Origin of the sequence: Streptomyces sp. NPDC020801, from assembly GCF_044334385.1 — a bacterium.
Classification (GTDB): domain Bacteria; phylum Actinomycetota; class Actinomycetes; order Streptomycetales; family Streptomycetaceae; genus Streptomyces.
The window spans coordinates 33,131-51,618 of record NZ_JBIRST010000034.1; the positions used below are offsets into that span (position 1 = coordinate 33,131).

General features: G+C 71.2%; 26 protein-coding genes. All 26 read left to right on the forward strand.

What is annotated here, in order from left to right:
• Nucleotides 1–14: 14 nt before the first annotated feature.
• The 26 genes from ACH4UM_RS38520 to ACH4UM_RS38645 all read left to right on the forward strand — a co-directional run bounded on the left by ACH4UM_RS38520 (nt 15) and on the right by ACH4UM_RS38645 (nt 18,447).
• Nucleotides 15–485: a hypothetical protein gene (locus tag ACH4UM_RS38520; protein WP_024126113.1), complete on the forward strand. Its 471-nt coding sequence runs from the start codon at nt 15–17 to the stop codon at nt 483–485.
• Nucleotides 486–2,636 carry a hypothetical protein gene (locus tag ACH4UM_RS38525; protein ID WP_398190303.1) on the forward strand — a complete coding sequence of 717 codons (2,151 nt, stop codon included), beginning with the start codon at nt 486–488 and terminating at the stop codon, nt 2,634–2,636.
• 165 nt (nt 2,637–2,801) lie between these two features.
• The gene (locus ACH4UM_RS38530; protein ID WP_398190305.1) at nt 2,802–4,148 is read left to right on the forward strand and encodes a DUF2637 domain-containing protein; all 1,347 of its coding nucleotides are present in this window, start codon (nt 2,802–2,804) and stop codon (nt 4,146–4,148) included.
• Between the two features lie 6 nt (nt 4,149–4,154).
• A complete protein-coding gene (locus ACH4UM_RS38535) occupies nt 4,155–4,325 on the forward strand; it encodes a hypothetical protein (protein WP_398190308.1) in 171 nt (56 codons plus the stop codon).
• Between the two features lie 136 nt (nt 4,326–4,461).
• Nucleotides 4,462–4,968, forward strand: a complete 507-nt coding sequence (locus ACH4UM_RS38540) for a hypothetical protein (protein WP_398190311.1) — start codon at nt 4,462–4,464, stop codon at nt 4,966–4,968.
• The gene (locus tag ACH4UM_RS38545) at nt 4,952–5,446 is read left to right on the forward strand and encodes an RRQRL motif-containing zinc-binding protein (RefSeq protein WP_398190313.1); all 495 of its coding nucleotides are present in this window, start codon (nt 4,952–4,954) and stop codon (nt 5,444–5,446) included. Before ACH4UM_RS38540 ends, ACH4UM_RS38545 begins: the two co-directional genes overlap by 17 nt.
• Nucleotides 5,447–5,562: 116 nt before the next feature.
• Nucleotides 5,563–6,171: a hypothetical protein gene (locus ACH4UM_RS38550; RefSeq protein ID WP_398190315.1), complete on the forward strand. Its 609-nt coding sequence runs from the start codon at nt 5,563–5,565 to the stop codon at nt 6,169–6,171.
• 85 nt (nt 6,172–6,256) lie between these two features.
• Nucleotides 6,257–6,748: a Pycsar system effector family protein gene (locus ACH4UM_RS38555; protein ID WP_398190318.1), complete on the forward strand. Its 492-nt coding sequence runs from the start codon at nt 6,257–6,259 to the stop codon at nt 6,746–6,748.
• A gap of 99 nt (nt 6,749–6,847) precedes the next feature.
• Nucleotides 6,848–7,423, forward strand: a complete 576-nt coding sequence (locus tag ACH4UM_RS38560) for a hypothetical protein (RefSeq protein ID WP_398190321.1) — start codon at nt 6,848–6,850, stop codon at nt 7,421–7,423.
• Between the two features lie 106 nt (nt 7,424–7,529).
• Nucleotides 7,530–7,913 (forward strand): hypothetical protein, encoded by a 384-nt coding sequence (locus ACH4UM_RS38565; RefSeq protein WP_398190324.1) that lies wholly within the window; start codon nt 7,530–7,532, stop codon nt 7,911–7,913.
• A 100-nt stretch (nt 7,914–8,013) separates the two neighbouring features.
• A complete protein-coding gene (locus ACH4UM_RS38570; RefSeq protein ID WP_398190327.1) occupies nt 8,014–8,718 on the forward strand; it encodes a hypothetical protein in 705 nt (234 codons plus the stop codon).
• Between the two features lie 93 nt (nt 8,719–8,811).
• Nucleotides 8,812–9,453 carry a hypothetical protein gene (locus ACH4UM_RS38575; protein WP_398190330.1) on the forward strand — a complete coding sequence of 214 codons (642 nt, stop codon included), beginning with the start codon at nt 8,812–8,814 and terminating at the stop codon, nt 9,451–9,453.
• An 80-nt stretch (nt 9,454–9,533) separates the two neighbouring features.
• The gene (locus ACH4UM_RS38580; RefSeq protein ID WP_398190333.1) at nt 9,534–10,103 is read left to right on the forward strand and encodes a hypothetical protein; all 570 of its coding nucleotides are present in this window, start codon (nt 9,534–9,536) and stop codon (nt 10,101–10,103) included.
• Nucleotides 10,104–10,146: 43 nt separating this feature from the next.
• A complete protein-coding gene (locus ACH4UM_RS38585; protein WP_398190335.1) occupies nt 10,147–10,842 on the forward strand; it encodes a hypothetical protein in 696 nt (231 codons plus the stop codon).
• Between the two features lie 168 nt (nt 10,843–11,010).
• On the forward strand, nt 11,011–11,427 hold the full coding sequence (locus ACH4UM_RS38590) for an NUDIX domain-containing protein (RefSeq protein WP_398190337.1): 417 nt from the start codon (nt 11,011–11,013) through the stop codon (nt 11,425–11,427).
• Between the two features lie 109 nt (nt 11,428–11,536).
• Complete coding sequence (locus ACH4UM_RS38595) at nt 11,537–11,830, forward strand: hypothetical protein (RefSeq protein ID WP_398190340.1); 294 nt, start codon at nt 11,537–11,539, stop codon at nt 11,828–11,830.
• An 89-nt stretch (nt 11,831–11,919) separates the two neighbouring features.
• Complete coding sequence (locus tag ACH4UM_RS38600; protein ID WP_398190343.1) at nt 11,920–12,600, forward strand: GGDEF domain-containing protein; 681 nt, start codon at nt 11,920–11,922, stop codon at nt 12,598–12,600.
• Nucleotides 12,597–13,058, forward strand: a complete 462-nt coding sequence (locus tag ACH4UM_RS38605) for a hypothetical protein (protein ID WP_398190346.1) — start codon at nt 12,597–12,599, stop codon at nt 13,056–13,058. Before ACH4UM_RS38600 ends, ACH4UM_RS38605 begins: the two co-directional genes overlap by 4 nt.
• Nucleotides 13,055–13,588, forward strand: coding sequence for a WhiB family transcriptional regulator (locus tag ACH4UM_RS38610; RefSeq protein WP_398190349.1), 534 nt, complete (start codon nt 13,055–13,057; stop codon nt 13,586–13,588). Before ACH4UM_RS38605 ends, ACH4UM_RS38610 begins: the two co-directional genes overlap by 4 nt.
• A gap of 9 nt (nt 13,589–13,597) precedes the next feature.
• Nucleotides 13,598–14,461: a histone-like nucleoid-structuring protein Lsr2 gene (locus ACH4UM_RS38615; RefSeq protein WP_398190352.1), complete on the forward strand. Its 864-nt coding sequence runs from the start codon at nt 13,598–13,600 to the stop codon at nt 14,459–14,461.
• Between the two features lie 3 nt (nt 14,462–14,464).
• The gene (locus ACH4UM_RS38620; RefSeq protein WP_398190355.1) at nt 14,465–15,019 is read left to right on the forward strand and encodes a hypothetical protein; all 555 of its coding nucleotides are present in this window, start codon (nt 14,465–14,467) and stop codon (nt 15,017–15,019) included.
• A gap of 11 nt (nt 15,020–15,030) precedes the next feature.
• On the forward strand, nt 15,031–15,504 hold the full coding sequence (locus ACH4UM_RS38625; RefSeq protein WP_398190357.1) for a hypothetical protein: 474 nt from the start codon (nt 15,031–15,033) through the stop codon (nt 15,502–15,504).
• The gene (gene dnaN, locus ACH4UM_RS38630; RefSeq protein WP_398190360.1) at nt 15,501–16,619 is read left to right on the forward strand and encodes a DNA polymerase III subunit beta; all 1,119 of its coding nucleotides are present in this window, start codon (nt 15,501–15,503) and stop codon (nt 16,617–16,619) included. The genes ACH4UM_RS38625 and dnaN overlap by 4 nt, the downstream gene beginning before the upstream one ends.
• 81 nt (nt 16,620–16,700) lie before the next feature.
• Entirely contained in the window at nt 16,701–16,946 is a 246-nt protein-coding gene (locus tag ACH4UM_RS38635) for a hypothetical protein (RefSeq protein ID WP_398190363.1), read from the forward strand.
• Nucleotides 16,943–17,317 (forward strand): hypothetical protein, encoded by a 375-nt coding sequence (locus tag ACH4UM_RS38640; RefSeq protein WP_398190366.1) that lies wholly within the window; start codon nt 16,943–16,945, stop codon nt 17,315–17,317. Before ACH4UM_RS38635 ends, ACH4UM_RS38640 begins: the two co-directional genes overlap by 4 nt.
• 155 nt (nt 17,318–17,472) lie before the next feature.
• Nucleotides 17,473–18,447 carry an abortive infection family protein gene (locus tag ACH4UM_RS38645; protein ID WP_398190368.1) on the forward strand — a complete coding sequence of 325 codons (975 nt, stop codon included), beginning with the start codon at nt 17,473–17,475 and terminating at the stop codon, nt 18,445–18,447.
• Nucleotides 18,448–18,488 lie beyond the last annotated feature (41 nt).

Consider the following 18,488-nt stretch of genomic DNA (forward strand, 5'->3'; position numbering starts at 1 on the left):
GGACTCTCACCCACATGAGCGACGGCACCGGTAGCCCCGAGGTCAAGGTCGGCTCGGACCTCCACAAGCTGATCCAGCAGCTCGAGAAGATCGAGTTCAAGACCGACCGCGACCTCTACAACTACGCCAAGATCCTCCGCGCGATCGGCTTCGAGCTGTACACGCGGGTGGCGTTCGACGCCGACATGATCACGGCGATCCTCAGCCAGTACAAGGGCAAGTGGTACACCTTCGGCCTCCAGTCCAAGATCCGCGCGAAGCTGGTCGGCGCCCACCTCAAGGCGGGTGCGTCGGCGGCGAAGGTGCTCGGGCTGGCGGGCGTGAAGATGTACGCCTCCTTCGTCAAGCACTTCATCCGGCCCGAGCAGGAAGCCGAGGCCGAGGCCCGCAAGGGCAAGGGCAGCAAGAAGCCCGGGTTCTCCATCGGCGACAAGCCGTCCACCGGATCCGCCGGGAAGCCCGGCGAAGCAGGAAAGGCCGCCTAAATGGCACGCCGCGCATCCCGTTCGAAGAAGTTCGACCCCCGCAGCGAGGAAGAGATCCAGGAGAGCCGGGGAGCCCGGCTGACCTACGGCGGGCCCTGGGCGGTCACCCTGCTCGGGCCGCTCCCCGTGGAGCTCGGACACCTCGCCCTCACCGGCAACCCCACCGCCCTGGCGCTCGCCGCGCTGGGGCTGGCCGGCACCGGCACCGCAGTGTGCCGCCTGATGTCCCACATCGACGCCAAGGCCAAGCGGCCCAAGGACCAGCGGATCTGGCACCAGGTCAACACCGGTGTCGTCACCGCCGCTGCCACCCTGGGCACGGTCGTCGGCGTCGACACCCCGGCGACGGCTGCGGCCTGGTTCCTCGGGGGCGTCGGGATGGCGGCCGCGAACAACCTCTGGAGCAAGTTCTACAAGGCGGGCTCCGAGAAGAGCGCCAGCCGGTGGGAGAAGCTCGAGAGCGAGATCGGCCTGGCCAAGCACGAGCTGAAGGAGGCCAACTCCAACGGCAAGGGCACCGTGATCGCCACGGTGGAGGCCAAGGACGGCGCGACCGCCGACGACCTCGCGCGCAGGATCCCCGCGATGGCTTCGGCCCTGAAGCTGGGCAAGGGACGCATCACCCACACCGTGGACGATGACGACTCCTCCCAGGTCACCCTGCGCGTCCAGGTCGCCGACCTCCTCAAGGAGGGCTTCCCCTGGCGCGGCCCGTCCGCGTTCGGCGCGTCCATCGGCGACGTGCCGATCCGCACCGGCCGCTACGAGGACGGCGAGGACGTCCTGCTCAACCTCACCGGCATGCTGCGCGACCCGGGCCCGCTGTCCAACGGCAACGTTGAGCACTGCATCGCCATGGGCGTGAACGGTGCCGGTAAGACGCAGGGCAACCAGCTCATCATCGTGGAGTGCGGCACCCGCACCGAGGTCAGCGTGATCGTGATCGACTGCTCGAAGTTCCAGCAGGACTTCGGGCACGTCCGGCACGGCATCGAGTGGCCGATCGACAAGAAGGACGCCGCCCGGCGGTTCTTCAAGATCCTGCCCAACGCGATCGAGAAGCGCACCGACTTCCTCGCCGCCAAGGGCCTGTCGAAGTGGGAGCCCGGCTGCGGCCTCAACTTCCTCGTGATCATCGGCGAGGAAGCCGCGGACTTCGCCGCCGACAACGAGCACTACCAGAAGATCCTGCGCACGGCGCGCGCCGCCGGCATCTGGATCCTGACGTCCATTCAGCGCGCGACGCACAACAACATGGACACCGACTCCCGCGCCAACAGCCCGGCCGGGCTGTGCTTCGGCCTGCGGGACGGTGCCGACTCCCAGTACTGCCTGCCGGACGAGGCCGTTGAGGCCGGCGCCTGGCCGCAGTGGGGCAACCGCAAGCCGGGCTACCACTACGCGGCGGGCCTGGGCATCCCGGAGGAGCGGTGGCACGTCACCGCCCGCACCGAGCTGGCCAGCAAGCGCGATCAGGCCGACGCCGTCACCGCGGGCGCGGCGATCCGCACTCCGCTGGACGCGATCACCGCTGAGGCGTTCGGCGACCTGTACGTCAACCGCACCACGTACGACGCCCCCCTGCTGCCCAAGGAGGAGGGAGAGGAGAACAACCCCCAGCAGCAGGCGGCTCCGGCCCCGGCCCCCACCGCCCCCGCGGCCTCCCCGGCCCCGGCGGCGCCGGCCTACTCCGGACCGCCCGAAGAGGAGATGGACGACGTGGACGAGGACACCATCGCGCGCGAAGTCGAGGAGCTCAACGAGATGCTGCAGAACGTGCTGGACGAGGACCCCGAGCCCGGCGAGTACGACCACCTGCGCATTGAGGACGAGATCGAGCCCCCGGCCGACGACGCCCCCGTCCTGTCGCTGGGCGGCGACGACGACGCCGACAAGCTCACCAGCGAGCAGGGCCGCCAGGAGCTCTACAAGCGGCTCGATCAGTGGGTGCGCGAAGGCAAACTCTCGTTTGCTCCCCGCGAGGTCACCGACATCCTTCTGCGGGTCGGCCTGGCCGACACCAAGCGCTGGTTCTACCGCGAGCGCGACCGCCTCATCGACCGCAAGGTGATCTCCGAGGACGAGTCCGACGAGGGCTTCGGCCACTACGACATCCTCCGCTCCCCCCTCTTCAGCGACAACGGAGAGTAGTCAAAATCGGGTGCGCACGGTGCGTAGCGTCGCGCACCGTGCGCACCTGTCCCCGCTTCAGGTAGGGACCCCGCACCCTTGCAGCGCACCACCCGATGCGTACCGGTTTGTCCCGCGCGCAAGGTGCGCGCCTGAGCCGTGCGCACCTTACGGAAGGTAATCGATATGGCAGACCGCCCCGAGGCGCCGCCGCCCTTCACCAAGGCCCAGAAGTGGGCCATCGCCATCGCCGGAATCTTCTTCGCAGGCCTCGCCGGCCTCGGTGGATACGGTTCCTTCGCCGCCGTCGAAGACGTCGCCCGCACCTACGGCTTCGGAGCCCACTCCTGGATCGTCCCCATCGGCGTTGACCTGGGCATTCTCGCCCTCCTGGTGGTCGACCTGGTCCTGGAGCAGCTCGACATGCCCCTCGCCCCCCTGCGGTGGCTCGCATGGGCGTTCACGACCGCAACAATCTGGTTCAACATGGCGGCAGTTGATACCGATTTGCCCTGGCCCGAGCGCGTCACCGGCCAGGGCATGCACGCCGCCATGCCGGTCCTGTTCGTGGCGTTCATGGAGGGCGTCCGGCACGCCGTACGGCGCCGCACCGGAATGACCTCCGAGCGCCGCATGGACGGCATCCGGCTCAGCCGCTGGTTCCTGGACCCCATCGGCACGTTCGGCATCTGGCGCCGGATGGTCCTGTGGGAGGTCCGCTCCTACCGGATCGGCCTGATCCTGGAGAGGCACCGCCGCGAGGCGATCGGGGGCCTCCGCTCCGAGTACGGGCGCGGCTGGCGCCGAAAGGCCCCCGCAGAGAAGCTGTGGCCCCTTCGCGGCGGCATGCTGGACCTCGCCCTGGAGCTCACGGGGACCACGACGGGGACCACCACCACCACTGTCAGCGGGGACCAGCCCGCCCTTCCGGCCCCCGCCACGGGCACGATGGCCCCCGCCCTGGCCCCCGCCACGGGGACCACGGTCCCCGCCCCGGCTGGGACCACCGCCCCGGCAGGGACCGCCACCAGCGAAGAGACCGGCCCCCGCCCGAACGGGACCGCCGCCGCACGCACCCACACGCCGGGGACCATCACCGTGAAGGTCCCCGCCGACAGCGGTTCTGACGGGGGCCACACCGCCCCGGCGGGGACCACCGGCGGGGACCACGAGCCCACCGAGGGGACCACCCCGCAGGATGCGGCCCCCACCAACGGCCCCGGCCCCCAGCGCGCCGACTCCTTCGGCCCCGCCGACGGGGGCCGCTACCCGGAGATGGACCTCGCTCAGGGGACCAACTCCCGCGCCCGTGAGTACCAGGCCCCGCCCGCGCGCCCGGACATCGACGCCGCCAAGCTCGCCGAAGCCCGGGATCTCGCACGCGGCATCATCCGCGCCGGGGCCAGCAAGGTGTCGCGTCGCTCGCTGAAGGCCGCCGGCCTCTCCGGCAAGACGGAGACGGTCCAGGAGATCGCCGACCTCCTCAACGAGGAAATCGCCACCGGTGAGCTCGTCCTGGACGAGACCGCGTAACGCGGCATGACACACGAAGAGGAGGACACCGCCGTGGAGTTCACGTTCGACTTCACCGAACAGCGTGACGAGCCGATCGTGCTCGCGCCCGAGCCCAGCCCGGGCCACCCGCCCACGATCCTCGCCCGCAGCGAGCCGCTCCTGACGAGCCGCTTCCGGCGGCTCACCACCGACTGAGCCCAGCTTCGACGGCTCCACTGACCCCCGAGATGAGTCAAGCACCTCGGGGGCCGGTGAAGAGGCCGAAGCCTCCCCGGGCGAACTTCACGCCAATGCAGCCGCCCGAGCTCCCCAGCAAGAGGAGGACACCATCATGCCGTCCTACGGCGAGCAGCCACAGACCACGTACTACCCGACCCCGCTGCCGCCGCAGCACGGGCAGGCACCCGCCCCCGCGTACGGCCAGCACGTCGTCCCGCTCCCCCAGGGCACGGTCGTCTACCCGTCGACCGCCGGCCTGGACGGCGTGGTCGTCGTCCCCGGCCCGGCCGGACACAACGTCGCCTACTACACGCCGCCGCCCGCCCCGGCCCCGCAGCCGCTCGTCTCCCCGCTCCTGATCAAGGCCGCCCTGGTGGCTTTCATCGTCGGCATCGGCGGCGTCGGCGTCTTCTTCCTGATCCACGCGATCGTGGAGCTGGTCAACGCGCTCGTCACCCTCGGGCTCATCGGCCTCGCAGGCCTGGGCGGCTGGATCCTGCTGAAGATGTTCACCACCACGGGCACCGGACGCGGCGACACCATCAACGTCAGCGCCAAGGGCCGCTCGCGTGTCCAGGTCCACACCGGCCGCGGACACAACCGTGGCCGTCGCCGCTGACCCCAAGTCCCCGGCCGACGCGCCGGTCGTCCGGGACATCGACCTGTACGGCGACGCCGATGCCTTCCCCACCTACGGCTACCTCAAGGTGCCCGGCGCGGCAGAGATCCGCAAAGCCGCCCGGGGCGAGGGCCCCGTCCCCGCGACCGGGTTAGCCACCCGCCGCCAGTTACGCGCGATGGGCCTGTGCCCCGGCGGCCACGAGCCCGTCGCCCAGATGGTCTGGCGCACCGGCAAGCGCATGGCGTGGCTGTACAGCCTCGAGCTCGCCAAGCCGAAACGCGTGCCGACGCTCGCTCAGGAAGCCGCGCTCGACAAGGCCATGGCCCGTCGCCAGACCTGCCCGAAGTGCCGCCGAAGGTACTTCCGGTGCCTCCCGCTCAAGACGCTCGGCATGTGCCTGGAGTGCCACGACGGCACCCCCGCAGACCCGGCCGACTACGTCTCCGCTGCGACGCAGTGGCTGACGGCTGCCTGATCCCCCGGCCCGCCGCGCGGCGGGCCGGGGGTGAAGGGGAGCCGCACAGCCTGGCCCACCCCCGCCACAGCACCACCCGCCGTGTCGCCGTCGACCACCACGAAGGAGAAGACCCGGTGACTGACCCCACCGAGCCCCGCGAGCCCGAACCCACCGTCCCGCCGATGGAGACGATCGCCGACAGCGACCGCCAGCCGCCCCGGCGCAGCCCCGCCCACACCACCACCGTGCCGCGGCCGGCGCCGATACGGACCCGCGACGACATCCCGCCCGGCGCACTCGCCGTCGGCGCAATCCTCGGCACCGCCACCCTGATCCTCATCCTCAAGTGGGGCATCCCGAAGGCGATCGACTGGTACCACCACCAGGACTGGGCGTGGTTCACCCAGTGGACCGCCACCCTCGCCGACCCCGTCCACGCCTACCTGAGCGCGCACACCGCTGGCCTTCCGCTGACGGCCTCCAGCGCGTTCGTCATCTGGCAGGGCGTCGGCGCCGTCTCCCTCGTACTGGCCTGGTTCACCGGCGCCTTCGGCGCACGCCTGACGTACACCGCGCACGGCGCGGCCACCGTGTACATGGTGTGGGCGTCCTCGCCCGCCGCAGGCCGCACCGTCGCCGCCGCGCTCGCCGTCCTGGCCTGGACGATCGGCTCGCTCTTCGCGCTGCGCGGCCTGTCCCTGCGCCCCGTGATCGTCCTCCCCGGCTGCGACCGCCGGTCCTGACGGCTGCCTGAGCCACCCGTACCGCCCCGCGGCGGACCGGGTGGTGACGGGGAGCCGGACAGCCCGGCCGGAAGGGACTCGCCCCATGACCGCCGCCCCCGACATCGCGATCCCGGCCGCACACGGCCTGAGCAAGAACCTGGACGACGCGTGCCACGACGTCGAAGCGAAGATCACGCGCACAGACTCGAAGGCCTCGTTACTGCTGGCCTTCGACGGCGCGGTCCTCGCCGGACTCGCCAGCGTCGCCGACAAGGACCTGCCGCTGTCCGCCCAGGTCGTCGGCGGACTCGCCGTCCTCGCGCTCGCGGCCGCCGCCGTGCTGCTCCTCCTGGTCGTGCGCCCCAACCTCGGAGGCCGGGGCCGCGTCGTCCGCGAAGGCTTCCCCTGCTGGGCGCAGTTGAGCGAAAACGACCTGCTCAACGCGATGCGCACGGACACCCGCCTCACCCGGGTCAAGTCGCTGTCCCTCATCGCCGTCGCCAAGTTCGAACGCCTCACCCGCGCGGTCGACACGATCCTCGCCGCGCTCGCCCTGCTCCTGGCCGCCGCTGCCCTCGCGGCCGCCGGGTGGTGAGCAGCCTCCCGTACGCGCTCGTCCTGGTCCTCATCGCCGTGGCGGCCACCGCCGCCGCCCGGCGCACCCACCAAGCCGACACCGACAAGGAGTAGCCCCGTGGCACTCACCCTGTTCGCCCGCCGCCCCGCCCCCGTCGAACCGCCGGCGCCCGAGCCCACGCCGTGGCCGGAGATCGGCGAGACGTGGAAGCCCGACGGCGTCACCATCGCCCAGCGGTACTACAACCAGGCCCACGCGGTCGTCCTCGTCTACACGGCCTCGCAGGACTACCGGCACAACGTGGCCTGCCTGGGCTGCCACTTCGTCAAGACCAACAACAAGTTCAAAAGCCACGGGTGGCTCGAACTCCACGACGCGGCCGCAGTTGCCAACGACCACGCCACAACCTGCCGCGCGCTGTCCCGCGACATCGCGGCTCGCCCGGACGACGACACCGTGCGCGAGCGGCTGCGTACGTGGGTGAGCGGCTGCCGCAACCGCGTGGAGGACGAGCAGATCTGGATCGAGTCGCTGGACCTGCTCCGGCTCAGCCTCCAGCGCACCGACGACTGGATCGCGGCCGCGCTGCAGCAGCTGGCCGTCGACGAGCCGGAGCTCCTGCGCACCGAGCGCAGCGAGTACAGCGACCACACCCACATCCGGTACTTCGCGCGCCGCCGTCCCGAGAGCTGACCGGCGCTCTCCGTACGGTCCCGCCCGCCGCACGTCGGCGGCCGGGGCCGTGCGGTGTCCGCCCGGTCAGCAGAGACCAGGCGACTGGCCCTCCCCGGAGGTCACCGTGTCCCTCGCCCGCCGCTCCCTGATGGAGATCGCCGCCGAACGCTTCGGCTGGCGCCGCGCCTACAGCGAGACCGACAAGGTCGACATGCTGCTCACCGAGCAGACCGAGACCGCCTACCGCGAGGCCGCCGGCCATGTGGCCCTGGCCACCGCGAAGAACACCGACGTCCTCGCCGTGCAGCCCGGCGTCGTCGACGCCCGCGGCCGCGTCCTGGCCGACGTCCTCTTCCTCGAGGGACTGCTGGCCGGGGCCCGCAACAACGGCCTGGCCCCGGAGCTCATCGAGCGCCTGGAGGACGTCGTCGACCACGGCCACGAGCTGACCGTGCTGCTCGCCGACACGATCCGCACCACCGCCGCCGCCCACACCGGCGGCCGCTGAGACGCCCGGGGCGGCCGCAGGCTTCCAGACCCGGCCGCCCCGGAGCAACACCCCTCCTCCCACCAGAGCGCAATCCGACAGAAGAAGGAGCACCCCAATCATGAACCGAGCCGTACGCCGCGCCGCCATCACCGTCGCCGACGCCGTGACCGAGGGACTGGACATGACGACGGTTCTGATCGGCGGCGCCATCGGCGCCTGGGCGGGCTACACCTACTACCCCGACACCTGGTCCGGCGACTGGCGCCTCGCGGCCACCGGAGCGGTCGCGGTCGTCGCCGCCGTCGCCGTCAACGGCATGGCGGACCTGTTCCTCACCCCGCTGCGCCGCCTGGTCACCAAGGCCCGCCACAACCGGCCGCAGAGCAGCAGCCACACCGCGCCCAACGCCCCGGCAACCCTGGACGAGGGCCTCGCGCAGGTGACCGCCGCCACCGAGGACGACGCCGCCGCCCGCGCCGCGTCGGCCGCGTGGCGGATCGACCAGGGCGAGAACTTCCTGCGGGACGAGGACCGGTGGCGCGGCTACGAGGACGGCGAGGCGTCCTTCTTCCTCGCCCCGGGCGTCTGGCTCCACTACCGCAGCGACAAGAACAAGTACGGCAACAGCGAGCCCTGCTTCACGCTGCTGACCGGCGACGGTGACGAGCCGGTGGCCATCACCAGCATCGACCAGATCCGTCACCACCTCACGGCCCGCGCCGCCGGCCTCCCGGTCGCACCGGCCACGGCGGATGACGTCAGCGAGGACCGCGACGAGCGTGACCTCCTGATCGAGGACCTCACCGGCCTGCACGCGAACTGACGGACTGCCCGTGCCGCCCCGACCCGCAGCCGCGCGGGCCGGGGCGGTGCGGTAGCCCCTCAGCCCGCCCGACCACTCCGAAAGGACACCCACGTGCAGTTCCACAGGAAGAAGCAGCCGGACCAGATGACCATCCGGCGCAGCGGCCTGTTCGTCTCCAAGAAGATCACCGCCGACATCGAGGCCGCCGCACCCATCGCCCAGCGCCTGGTCCGCGAGCACTACGGCCGCCGCCCGGTCGTCCCCGTCGAACTCGTGGTCACCAAGACCAACAAGCTGTCCGGCCTGGTCGCCCAGTCCCTGGGCGTCGCCGCCGGCATCAAGTACGAGGTGTGGCGCGACAAGGTGCTGTCCCTGACCGCCCGCCCTGGCGACATCTACGCCGTCACCGTGGCCGGCCCCAACAACTCCATCCGGATCTTCCTCAACGCCCAGCGCCTGCGCCGCCGCAAGGGGCAGGAGATCGGCTCCACCCTCGTCTACGCGATGGTCGAAGTCGACCAGCTGTGCCGCAAGGGCGGACCCGACGCGCAACTCGCTCTCGCCCGCCACGAGATGGGCACGCACACGTTGAACAAGGCCGCCCTCAAGAAGCTCTTCAAGGAGCTCGTGGCCCGCGAGGACGAAGCGGAGAAGGTCACCCAGAAGATCATGGGCAAGGTCGTGCGCAACCACCGCCGCCAAGAGGCCGAAGCCCAGCGGCAGGTGCCCGCCGCAGCCGCCGGACGCGTCTGACCCGCCACCGTGCCGCCCCGGCCCCGACACCGGCCGGGGCAGTGCGGTGCCCGGTCAGCCCCGTCCCGCAGGAGGATCCGTTGGCCCGCCCCATCACCGCCGCCCCGGCCGAACGCCTCACCGCGGTCGTCGCCGACATCCTCGGCACCGACTGGACGCCGCCGGTCAGCCCCGACTGGCCCGCGGTCTCCACCAACGAGGCCGCCACCCTCGAACTCACCCTCTACCCCGACCGGCTGAACAATCGGCTCGTCTTCATCCTGGCGCCGGCCGACGAACCCGACGCCTTCGGCCGCCGCCGCTACGCGAAGTACACCCCCGACCTCACCGGCCACGACACCATCGACGGCTGGCTCGCCCACGGCGACCTGACCGCCGTCGCCGACGCCCTCGCCCTCATCCTGGAGCGCTTGGTCCAACAGCCCCTCCCTGAGCGGACGGTGAACACCAACCCGCTCGAGCGGGAACGGGAGCAGCTCGCCAAGCAGGCACAGGAACTCGCCGCGCACGCCACCCAGTTCGCCGCCGGCCTCGTCTGGTCCCAGCCCGTCGCCGACGACGCCCGCCGCCTGGTCAGCCTCGCCGAACAGACCGCGCACACCGCCACCCGCGTGGACGAACTGCGCGGCTCCAAGAGCACCCGCCGCTGACCCGACCTGATCCGTCCGACACCACACCCCGAAGGGGACTCGCATGAAGGACTGGAACACCGACGATCACCGCATCGCCGACACCGAGCACGGCACCCTCGTCTTCGCCGGGCACACGCCGCTGGTGATCGCCGACTGGGAGGTCACCGAGAACGCCCCCGACAGCGACGGCCGCATCTACAAGTCGGTCGGCGGCTGGCTCGCCAACTGCGAGGGCAGCGGCCGGATGGGCGACCCGTACGTGAAGCCCGTCCCGGCCGGCCGCGCCAAGCTCCTCCGCAGCAAGCTGCGCGGCCAGCAGCCCATCGCTCACCGCGACGTCCACATCGACTACGAGAGCGTCAGCCAGCCCTACCCGAACACCTGGGACCACCCGGGCTACCTGGTCACCGTCTCCTGGATGGACCGGCGCATCGACGCCAGCGGCCAGGAGATCGAGGAGGACGAGATCGGCCGCACCGAGTGGACCCACCCGGACACCGGCGTGGTCTTCGACCTGACCGAGGCGTACGTGCCCGAGGGCGAGTGCTACTACGACGACCCGGACCACCCGTACTTCGTCTGGAGGCACTACGACCGCTGGAGCGGCGGCGTCCCGATCCTCCACCCGTTCTGGGGGATCAACGGCAAGGTGCCCAGCGACGGCGGGAAGCGCATCACCGACGGCGAGTGGGTGAAGGTCGCCGACGCCCCGACGTTCTCCGAGCGGCGGGCCGCGCTCAACGCAGCCCGTTCCTGACCGTCCCGTAGGACGCGGCGTTGCTCCGTGCCGCCCCGGCCTCACCTGGCCGGGGCGGTCGCGGTGTTCCGCCACGACCAGCACACGCCGGAGCGGAACTGTCGGGCGGCCGGACGCCGACAAAAGGCCGGCCAACCCGCCTCCTCACTTGAGACCAGGAGAAACCTCGTGATCGCTGACTCCACCGATGAGACGATCCGCTACACCGCCGACGTCGTCCTGCTCGCCGCCGGGCACGTCCTGCTGATCGAGCGGGGCTGGGACCCGTTCAAGGGCCGGTGGGCTCTGCCCGGCGGCCATGTGGACACGGGGGAAACCAGCCTGGCCGCCTCCGTGCGCGAGCTGCAGGAGGAGACCGGCATCACCGTCCCGGCCGATGGCCTCCGGCAGGTGGGCGCCTTCGACACCCCCGGCCGTGACCCGCGCGGCCGATACGTCAGCGTCGCCTACACGGCCACCCTGCAGACACCGGTCAGGCCGACGGCCGGGGACGACGCCACCGCCGCCCGCTGGTGGCCCCTGGCCGCGCTCCCGGATCTCGCGTTCGACCACGCCGACATCCTGGCGAAGGCCACGGCCGGCTGAACCTTCCTCGAGGGACGCGGCGTTCCTCCGTGCGGCCCCGGCCATCCCGGCCGGGGCGGTCGCGGTGTTCCGCCACGACCACGACCAGGACCGGAAGGAGGGGAGGGGCATGCCTCAGTCGTACTGGGAGGTTGACGTCCCGACCAAGAACAACGACCAGGGGCGGCGTCTCCACGTTTTCGTCGGCCTGGCCGACAGCCCCATCACCGCCCGCAAGGCAGCACATGACGCGTACGACAAGGCGCTGTTGCTGCACCAGGCAGGGCAGGAGATCCCGTTCGAGTTCGTCAGTGGTTGGGGTGCCCGGGGGCTGCGGCCCGACTGGGACCTCGACTGGAACAAGGCGACGGCCGCTCCGTGGGTGAACCCCCACGGTCTGCTCGGCACACGCCGCACGTTTTGAATCCGCCCCGGGACAGGCGTCAAAGGCGTCCAAACCAGCCGCCTGCCCCGGGCCACCCATCCCGTACGAAACGAGAGGGAGACACCAGTATGGCCCCCACCGTGCGCGTACACGCCCCGTCCGGACAACGCGCCCTGATCATCACCTCTCTCGCGGTGCCGCTGACCGGCTGGACCGTCCACGCCGTCAGCCTGCACCGCAAGCTCAACAAGGCCCGCCGTGACCCGCTCACCGGACTGCTCGGACGCGACGGCTACACCGCCAAAGCCCAGCAGATCACCGGCCGCTACGGCGACAGCTCCTTGGTGGTCATCGTGGACCTGGACCACTTCAAGGAGATCAACGACGGCCCCGGCGGGCACGCCGCCGGCGACCGCGTCCTGGCCGTCACCGCGCAGCGCCTCACCGCCTGGGCGGGCAGCCGCGGGGCGGTCGGCAGGCTCGGAGGGGACGAGTTCGCCGTCACGGTGCGGATCGGAGCCGCCCGCCGCGAGCTCCGTCTCGCGCAGCTCGCCACCCTGCTCTCGCAGCCCGTGGACGTCGACGGCGGCGACCTGGTCGACGTCGCTGCGTCGATCGGAGCCGCCTCCCCCGACGTCCTCGGCACGACGGACCTGGCGCAGTTGCAGCGGGCCGCCGACGCTGCGATGTACGCGGGTAAGCACACCGGTCGCGCCGTGCTCGCCGATCGCTCCCACGCCACCGTGCCGTCCATCAACGGCCGGCGCGACGGGCGGCCGGGCACCGCCAGCCTCGGAGCGGCGGCATGAAGGCCCCCACCCTGTACGCCCCGGACTTCATCCGCGGCATCACCATCAAGCAGCCCTGGACCGCGTGCATCGTCCACGGCGACAAGCGCGTGGAGAACCGGCCGAAGCCGTGGGCGCCGGGCTGGCGCCTGCTGCACGCCGGTGCGCACAAGACCATGGACCGGGCCGCCCTGCGCGACCCGCTCGTGGCCCGCACGATCCGCGGCCACGAGCTGCACTACAGCGCGGTCCTCGGTGTCGCCCGGATCACCGGCTCCCACACCGACGACGGCGACCCGTGCAGCCCGTGGGCACAGACCGGCTGCTCCCACCTCGAGCTGGACGACGTCCACGCCCTCCCGCTGCCCGTGCCCTGCACCGGGGCGCTTGGGCCCTGGCGCGTCCCGCTGCCCGTGTTCGAGCAGGTCCTCCTCCAACTCCCCCACCTGAACGAGCTGTTCCCGGAGGCCACCTCATGAGCCGTCCCGGCGTCGCCCATCCGACCTCGCACACTGACCCCGACCCGCGCTTCCCCTTCCCCCACAGCCCCACCCCGACCCGCTGCCAGCTGGAGCCGACGCTGTTCGACTTCACCAACGGCGACCGCACCACCGACCGGGCGGCGACGGAGAAGCGCCTGGAGCAGGCTCGCAAGGCCTGTTCCGGCTGCCCCATCGTCAACTCCTGCCTGCGGTGGGCCCTGGTCAACAAGCCGGTCACGCGGTTCGGCATCTGGGCGGCCACCACCCCCGGCCAGCGCACCGCCCTGCGCAAGCGCATGGTCGACCGGCTCGGGCCGGACTGGATCGACGTCCTCGCCCGCCAGGACCAGGCCCGCCGTGAGCGGGCCGCCGCCGCCCGGCACAACCCGTTGACCGTGGACCAGGCGCGCATCGTCCGGCTGGACCGCCAGGTGAACGGGCCGATGCCGATGCACCGGCTGGTCACCCCCGAGCTCCAGCAGCGCAACTGCACCCGGCTCATGGCCGGCCTCAAGGCCGCTTCGTAGGGGGCCGCGATGTTCACCGACTGGACGGAGGCCCTCGAAGCCGAGGGCCTGCCCATCGACCCGACCACGACCGAGCAGGAAGCCGCCGCGGCCCGGGTCGTCGCCCGCAACGCCGGCAGCAAGGAGGACCTGGTCCTCCTCCTGGACGTCCTTGGCCTGCCCGGCGACGACGACACCCTCACCACCCTGCTCCCCCTCCTCCCCGGCTCCGAAGGAGATCCCGACATGCCGCAGACGCAGACCTCGAAGACCCCCAACGCGTTCGAGGCAACCGCGCTGTCCATGTACTACGCCGACGCCACCACCGCTGAGATCACCGAGGCCACCGGCTTGACCGAGGACGAGATCACCGCCCTCGTCAGCGCCCAGGAGGAGAAGACCGAGGCGATGCTCGACGCTGAGGAGAAGGGGGCGGCGGCCACCGCCGAACCGGCGGCCACGGACACCGCGTCCGGCGACTCCGTGGAGCAGCTGCTCGCGTGGGCCGAAGCGCACCCGGTGGCCAGCATCCGCAACAAGGCCGCCCGGGTCCGCAGCGACCTCGCCGAACTGACTGCCCGGCACACCATCGACGACGCGCAGCGCAAGGCCGAAGAGCGTGTCGCCACGCTCAAGGCCGAACTGGACAAGGCACAGGACGAGCTCCGGGCCATCAAGACCGGCACCCTGCCCAGCCCCACCGCCACGGCGGTGCCCGCGCCCACCCCGATCCGGTCGGGCCTGGGCAGCGGCCGCACCAAGGAGGAGCTCGCCGACATCCGCGCCTGGGCGCGCGCCAACGGCTACAAGGTCGCGGACGCGGGCATCGTCGCGAAGAAGATCTTGGACGCGTACGACGCCGCCCACCAGGCCCCGGCCGCGAAGGCGAGCTGAACCATGGGAGCCGACGCCATAGCCCTGGACGGCTTCCTGGACGAAGAGAGGGTGCCTGGCCTGCACGGGTCGACAGCCCGCTTCAGGATCATCGTCAGCCCGACGGACGAGCGCGCGGACGAGATGGTCATGCCCTGCACGGTGACCGACCCGGCCATGGCGGCCGCCGTGCTGCACGACCTGGTCCCCGGCGACCTGCTACGCGTCACCGGCCACGTCCGGGCGCCCCGCACCCCGGACGAGCCGCTGTGGCTGGACGTCACCACGCTCGAATTCCTGCGGGAGGCACCCACCCCGTCACCGGAAAGCGTCGACAACGGGAAACTCGACTTCCTCACCGCCGACGCTGGCGACATCTATCAACGGACCGGAATCAGCGTCCACGTCGCCGACTGCGGGCTGTTCGAACGCCACGGCACGTATCTCCTCTGGCACGACGGCGACGTGGCGGTCACGAGCGTGTGGGCCCACACCGGCGCCTGGGTCGGCGAGACCGACGACGCGGACCGGATCGGCGACCTGATCGCCGACTACGAGCGTCGCCCGGCCGACGGCTGACCGCAGACGCCGTGCCGATCCGGCCCGAGAACGTCCTCCGCTACCCGCCCGACTGGCCAGAGATCAGCCTGGCCATCAAGGAACGGGCCGGGTGGCGGTGCGAGTGCGAGGGCGAATGCGGCCGGGGCACCCACCCCGGCCGCTGCCCCAACGTCCACGAAGGCGAGGCATACGGCACCGGCAGCCTCGTCATCCTCACCACCGCCCACCTTGATCACACCCCCGAGAACTGCGACCCCGCGAACCTGCGCGCGATGTGCCAGGGCTGCCACCTGCATTACGACGCCGGGCACCATGCCGTCACCCGCGCCCAGACCCGCGCCCGGGCCCTCGCGGACGCCGGCCAGCTCGCCGTCGATATCGGCGCGGCCGCCACCCCGGTCATGCCGCCCATCCGGCCGCAGACCCTGCCCGCCGTCCAGGCCCCCGCCACCGAACAGCTCCTCCTGGACCTCCCCGAACCCCTCGAAGGGACCCGCCCGTGAAGCTCACCGTCGAACAGTCCCATCTCGCGGCCGCCGTCGGCTACGCCGCCCGCAGCCTCCCCGCCCGCCCTCCGATCCCCGTCCTCGCCGGCCTCCTCCTGGACGCCACCGACGACCGGCTGCGCGTCAGCGCCTTCGACTACGAGGTCAGCGCGGACACCAGCTGCCCTGCCACCGTCACCGAGAACGGCCGCGCCCTGATCTCCGGGCGGCTGCTGTCCGACATCATCGGCACGGTCCGCGGCGACGTGCACCTCGAACTCACCGGCGCCCGCATGCTCCTGAGGGCGGGGGCTGCCCGCTTCACCCTGCCGACCCTGCCCCTGGAGGAGTACCCGGCCCTGCCCGACCCGGGCGCCACCGCTGGCACCCTCGCCGGGCCCGCCCTCGCCGAAGCCGTCGCCCAGGTCGCGTGCGCGGTCAGCAAGGACGAGGCCCTGCCCGTCCTCACCGGCATCGGCCTGCGCCACGACAGCGAGGCCGGCACCCTCACCCTCTACTCCACCGACCGCTACCGGTTCGCCGTCCGTGTCCTCCCGTGGAAGGACGCCGACCTGCCCGACTGCACCGCCGTGATCCCCGCCAAGGCCCTCACCGACGCCACCAAAGCCACCGCCGACGACACCACTGTCGACCTCGCCCTGCCCACCGGCAGCTCGGGCCTGTTCGTCGTGCGGAGCGAGAACCACACCACCACCATCCGCGCCCTCGAGGGCGAGCTCCCCAAGTACGAGTCGCTGTTCCCTACCGAGTTCGCGGCCACCGCCACCGTGGAGATCGCCGCCCTCAAGGCCGCCGCCCAGCGCGTCGCCCTGGTCTCCACCAAGAAGGAATCCCCGATCAAGCTCACGTTCTCCGCTGACGGCACCCTCGTCCTGGAGGGCGGCACCAGCGACGACGCCCAGGCCGTCGACAACGTCGACGTCGACCTCGACGGCGACGAACTGGGCATCGCCTTCAACCCCACGTACCTCATCGACGGCCTCAATGCCCTGAACGCTGAGTCCGTCCAGTTCCAGTTCGTCTCTGCCACCAAGCCCGCCGTCATGCGCGGCGCCGGCACCGACGACCAGGCGCTGCGCTACCTCCTCATGCCGATCCGGCTCACCGGCTGACCCGTCCCGTCCACGCGCCGCGCCCGCCAGCAGCGGGCGCGGCGCCCTTCCGTCCCAACCACCCGAGCAGGAAGGCTCACCATGGCCCGCATTCGTATCTGGATCGACCCTCAGCACCGTGACGGCACCGTCTGCGAGCACAAGATCAAGACGTCCGGAAAGCCCCGCGACCCGGAATCCGGCTGCACCGGACGCGCGCACTACCAGGTGATGTGCAGCGAGCACGGCAAGGTCGGCGAGCCGCACGGACTGCGCGTCCTCGCTGAGCCCGCCCAGTCCGCGCACCGCGACAGCCACAAGGCCGTCCCGGCCTCCAACGCCGCGTGACTGCCCGGTTCCGACGCTGCGGCCACGGCACCGGACCACTCCACCCCGGCGACCAGAAGGCCGTCGCGGAGTTCACCGCGATGCTCACCGCCCGGAAGAGACCGGCCCCCTGGACCGGGCACGGCGACGTCGCCGTACGGATCGCCGCCGACGGCCGCGGCCTCGAGCGCGGCCGCCCCGCCGACGGACAGCCGGCCGATGCCGACCCCGTAGCCCTGGTCCTCATCCACCCCGACACCGAAGACGCCCTCACCGGCACACTCCACTGCGCCAGGAGCCGCATTCACGGAGCCTGGACCACGCCGTACCGCCTCCTCACCCACGCCCTCGCCGGGCGTGACCTTCCACTTGAGATCGACCTCAGCATCTGAGCGCACACAGAGGCCCCCGCTGCCCGGACTCAAGGTCCGGGCAGCGGGGGCCTTTCTGCGTTTCGGCCCATCCTCGATGCCCTTGAGGCAGGACCAGGGTTCCTAACCGGGATAAAGCAGCAGCGCCAGCCGTTCAGGAACACGATGATGAGCTGATGTCCACTGCTGCTGAAGACCGACCAGCCCCAGGACGCCGAATCACGCTGGTCACACGCCGAGACCTCTTCGACTACATCAGGACCGATGGCGCACCTTGGTACGGGCGCTTGGATGACATCGCCTTTCTCTCCCGGTTGTACGACCTGGACGCCTTGCCGTCGGATGACTACCGCTTCGCCACCGCGCGGGAAGACATCCACCAGCACTGCATCAGAAACCCCGGCGACTGGCCGCAGGACTGGGTCCTTACCGACGCTCGGTTTGGCCTGGACAACGGCTCTGACGAGCAACTGCTGGGCTTCTTGGCACAGATGGTGCATCCCGTCGTGTGCCCCGACCCAGAGCGCGCGGAAGCGATGCTGTCCGAGTTCAACAAGATGCTCAGCCGCGACGGGTGGGGTCTTGCACAGCAAGGTGAAATGTCCGGACGACCCGTCTACGCGCCGACTTTGCTGGGTGGACTCCCGAACACTGCGGTCAGCAGCGCACACGCGGTCGCCGTGCGCGTCGACGCGGAGTACATCGCACAACAGGTCACGCGCATGGAGGGCGCGATCGCAGCGGAACCTGAACTCGCGATCGGAACGGCGAAAGAGTTCATCGAGAGCATCTGCAAGACAGTCCTCGACGAACGACAAGAGCCCCACGACAAGCATGACGACGTCCTGGCGCTTGTCCGCAAGACCACCAGATGCCTGCAACTCATGCCAGACCAGCTCGACACTTCCGCTCCGGCGGCATCCACGGTCAAGCGGATGATGATGAACCTGGCCCAACTCGTACAGGGCGCAGCCGAACTACGAAACACCTACGGCACGGGACATGGCCGTTCGAAGGCCCAGGCTGAGCAACGCCTCACCTCGCGCCACGCACGTCTGGCAGTTGGAGCCGCATCGACTCTGGGCGTCTTCCTGTACGAGACGCACGAGGAGAGCGGTGGTGCATCCGACGCGACCGGACCAGGGCTGTGACGACGTCGGGGTGCTTACCCGGTACGCACGAGGAGAGCGGT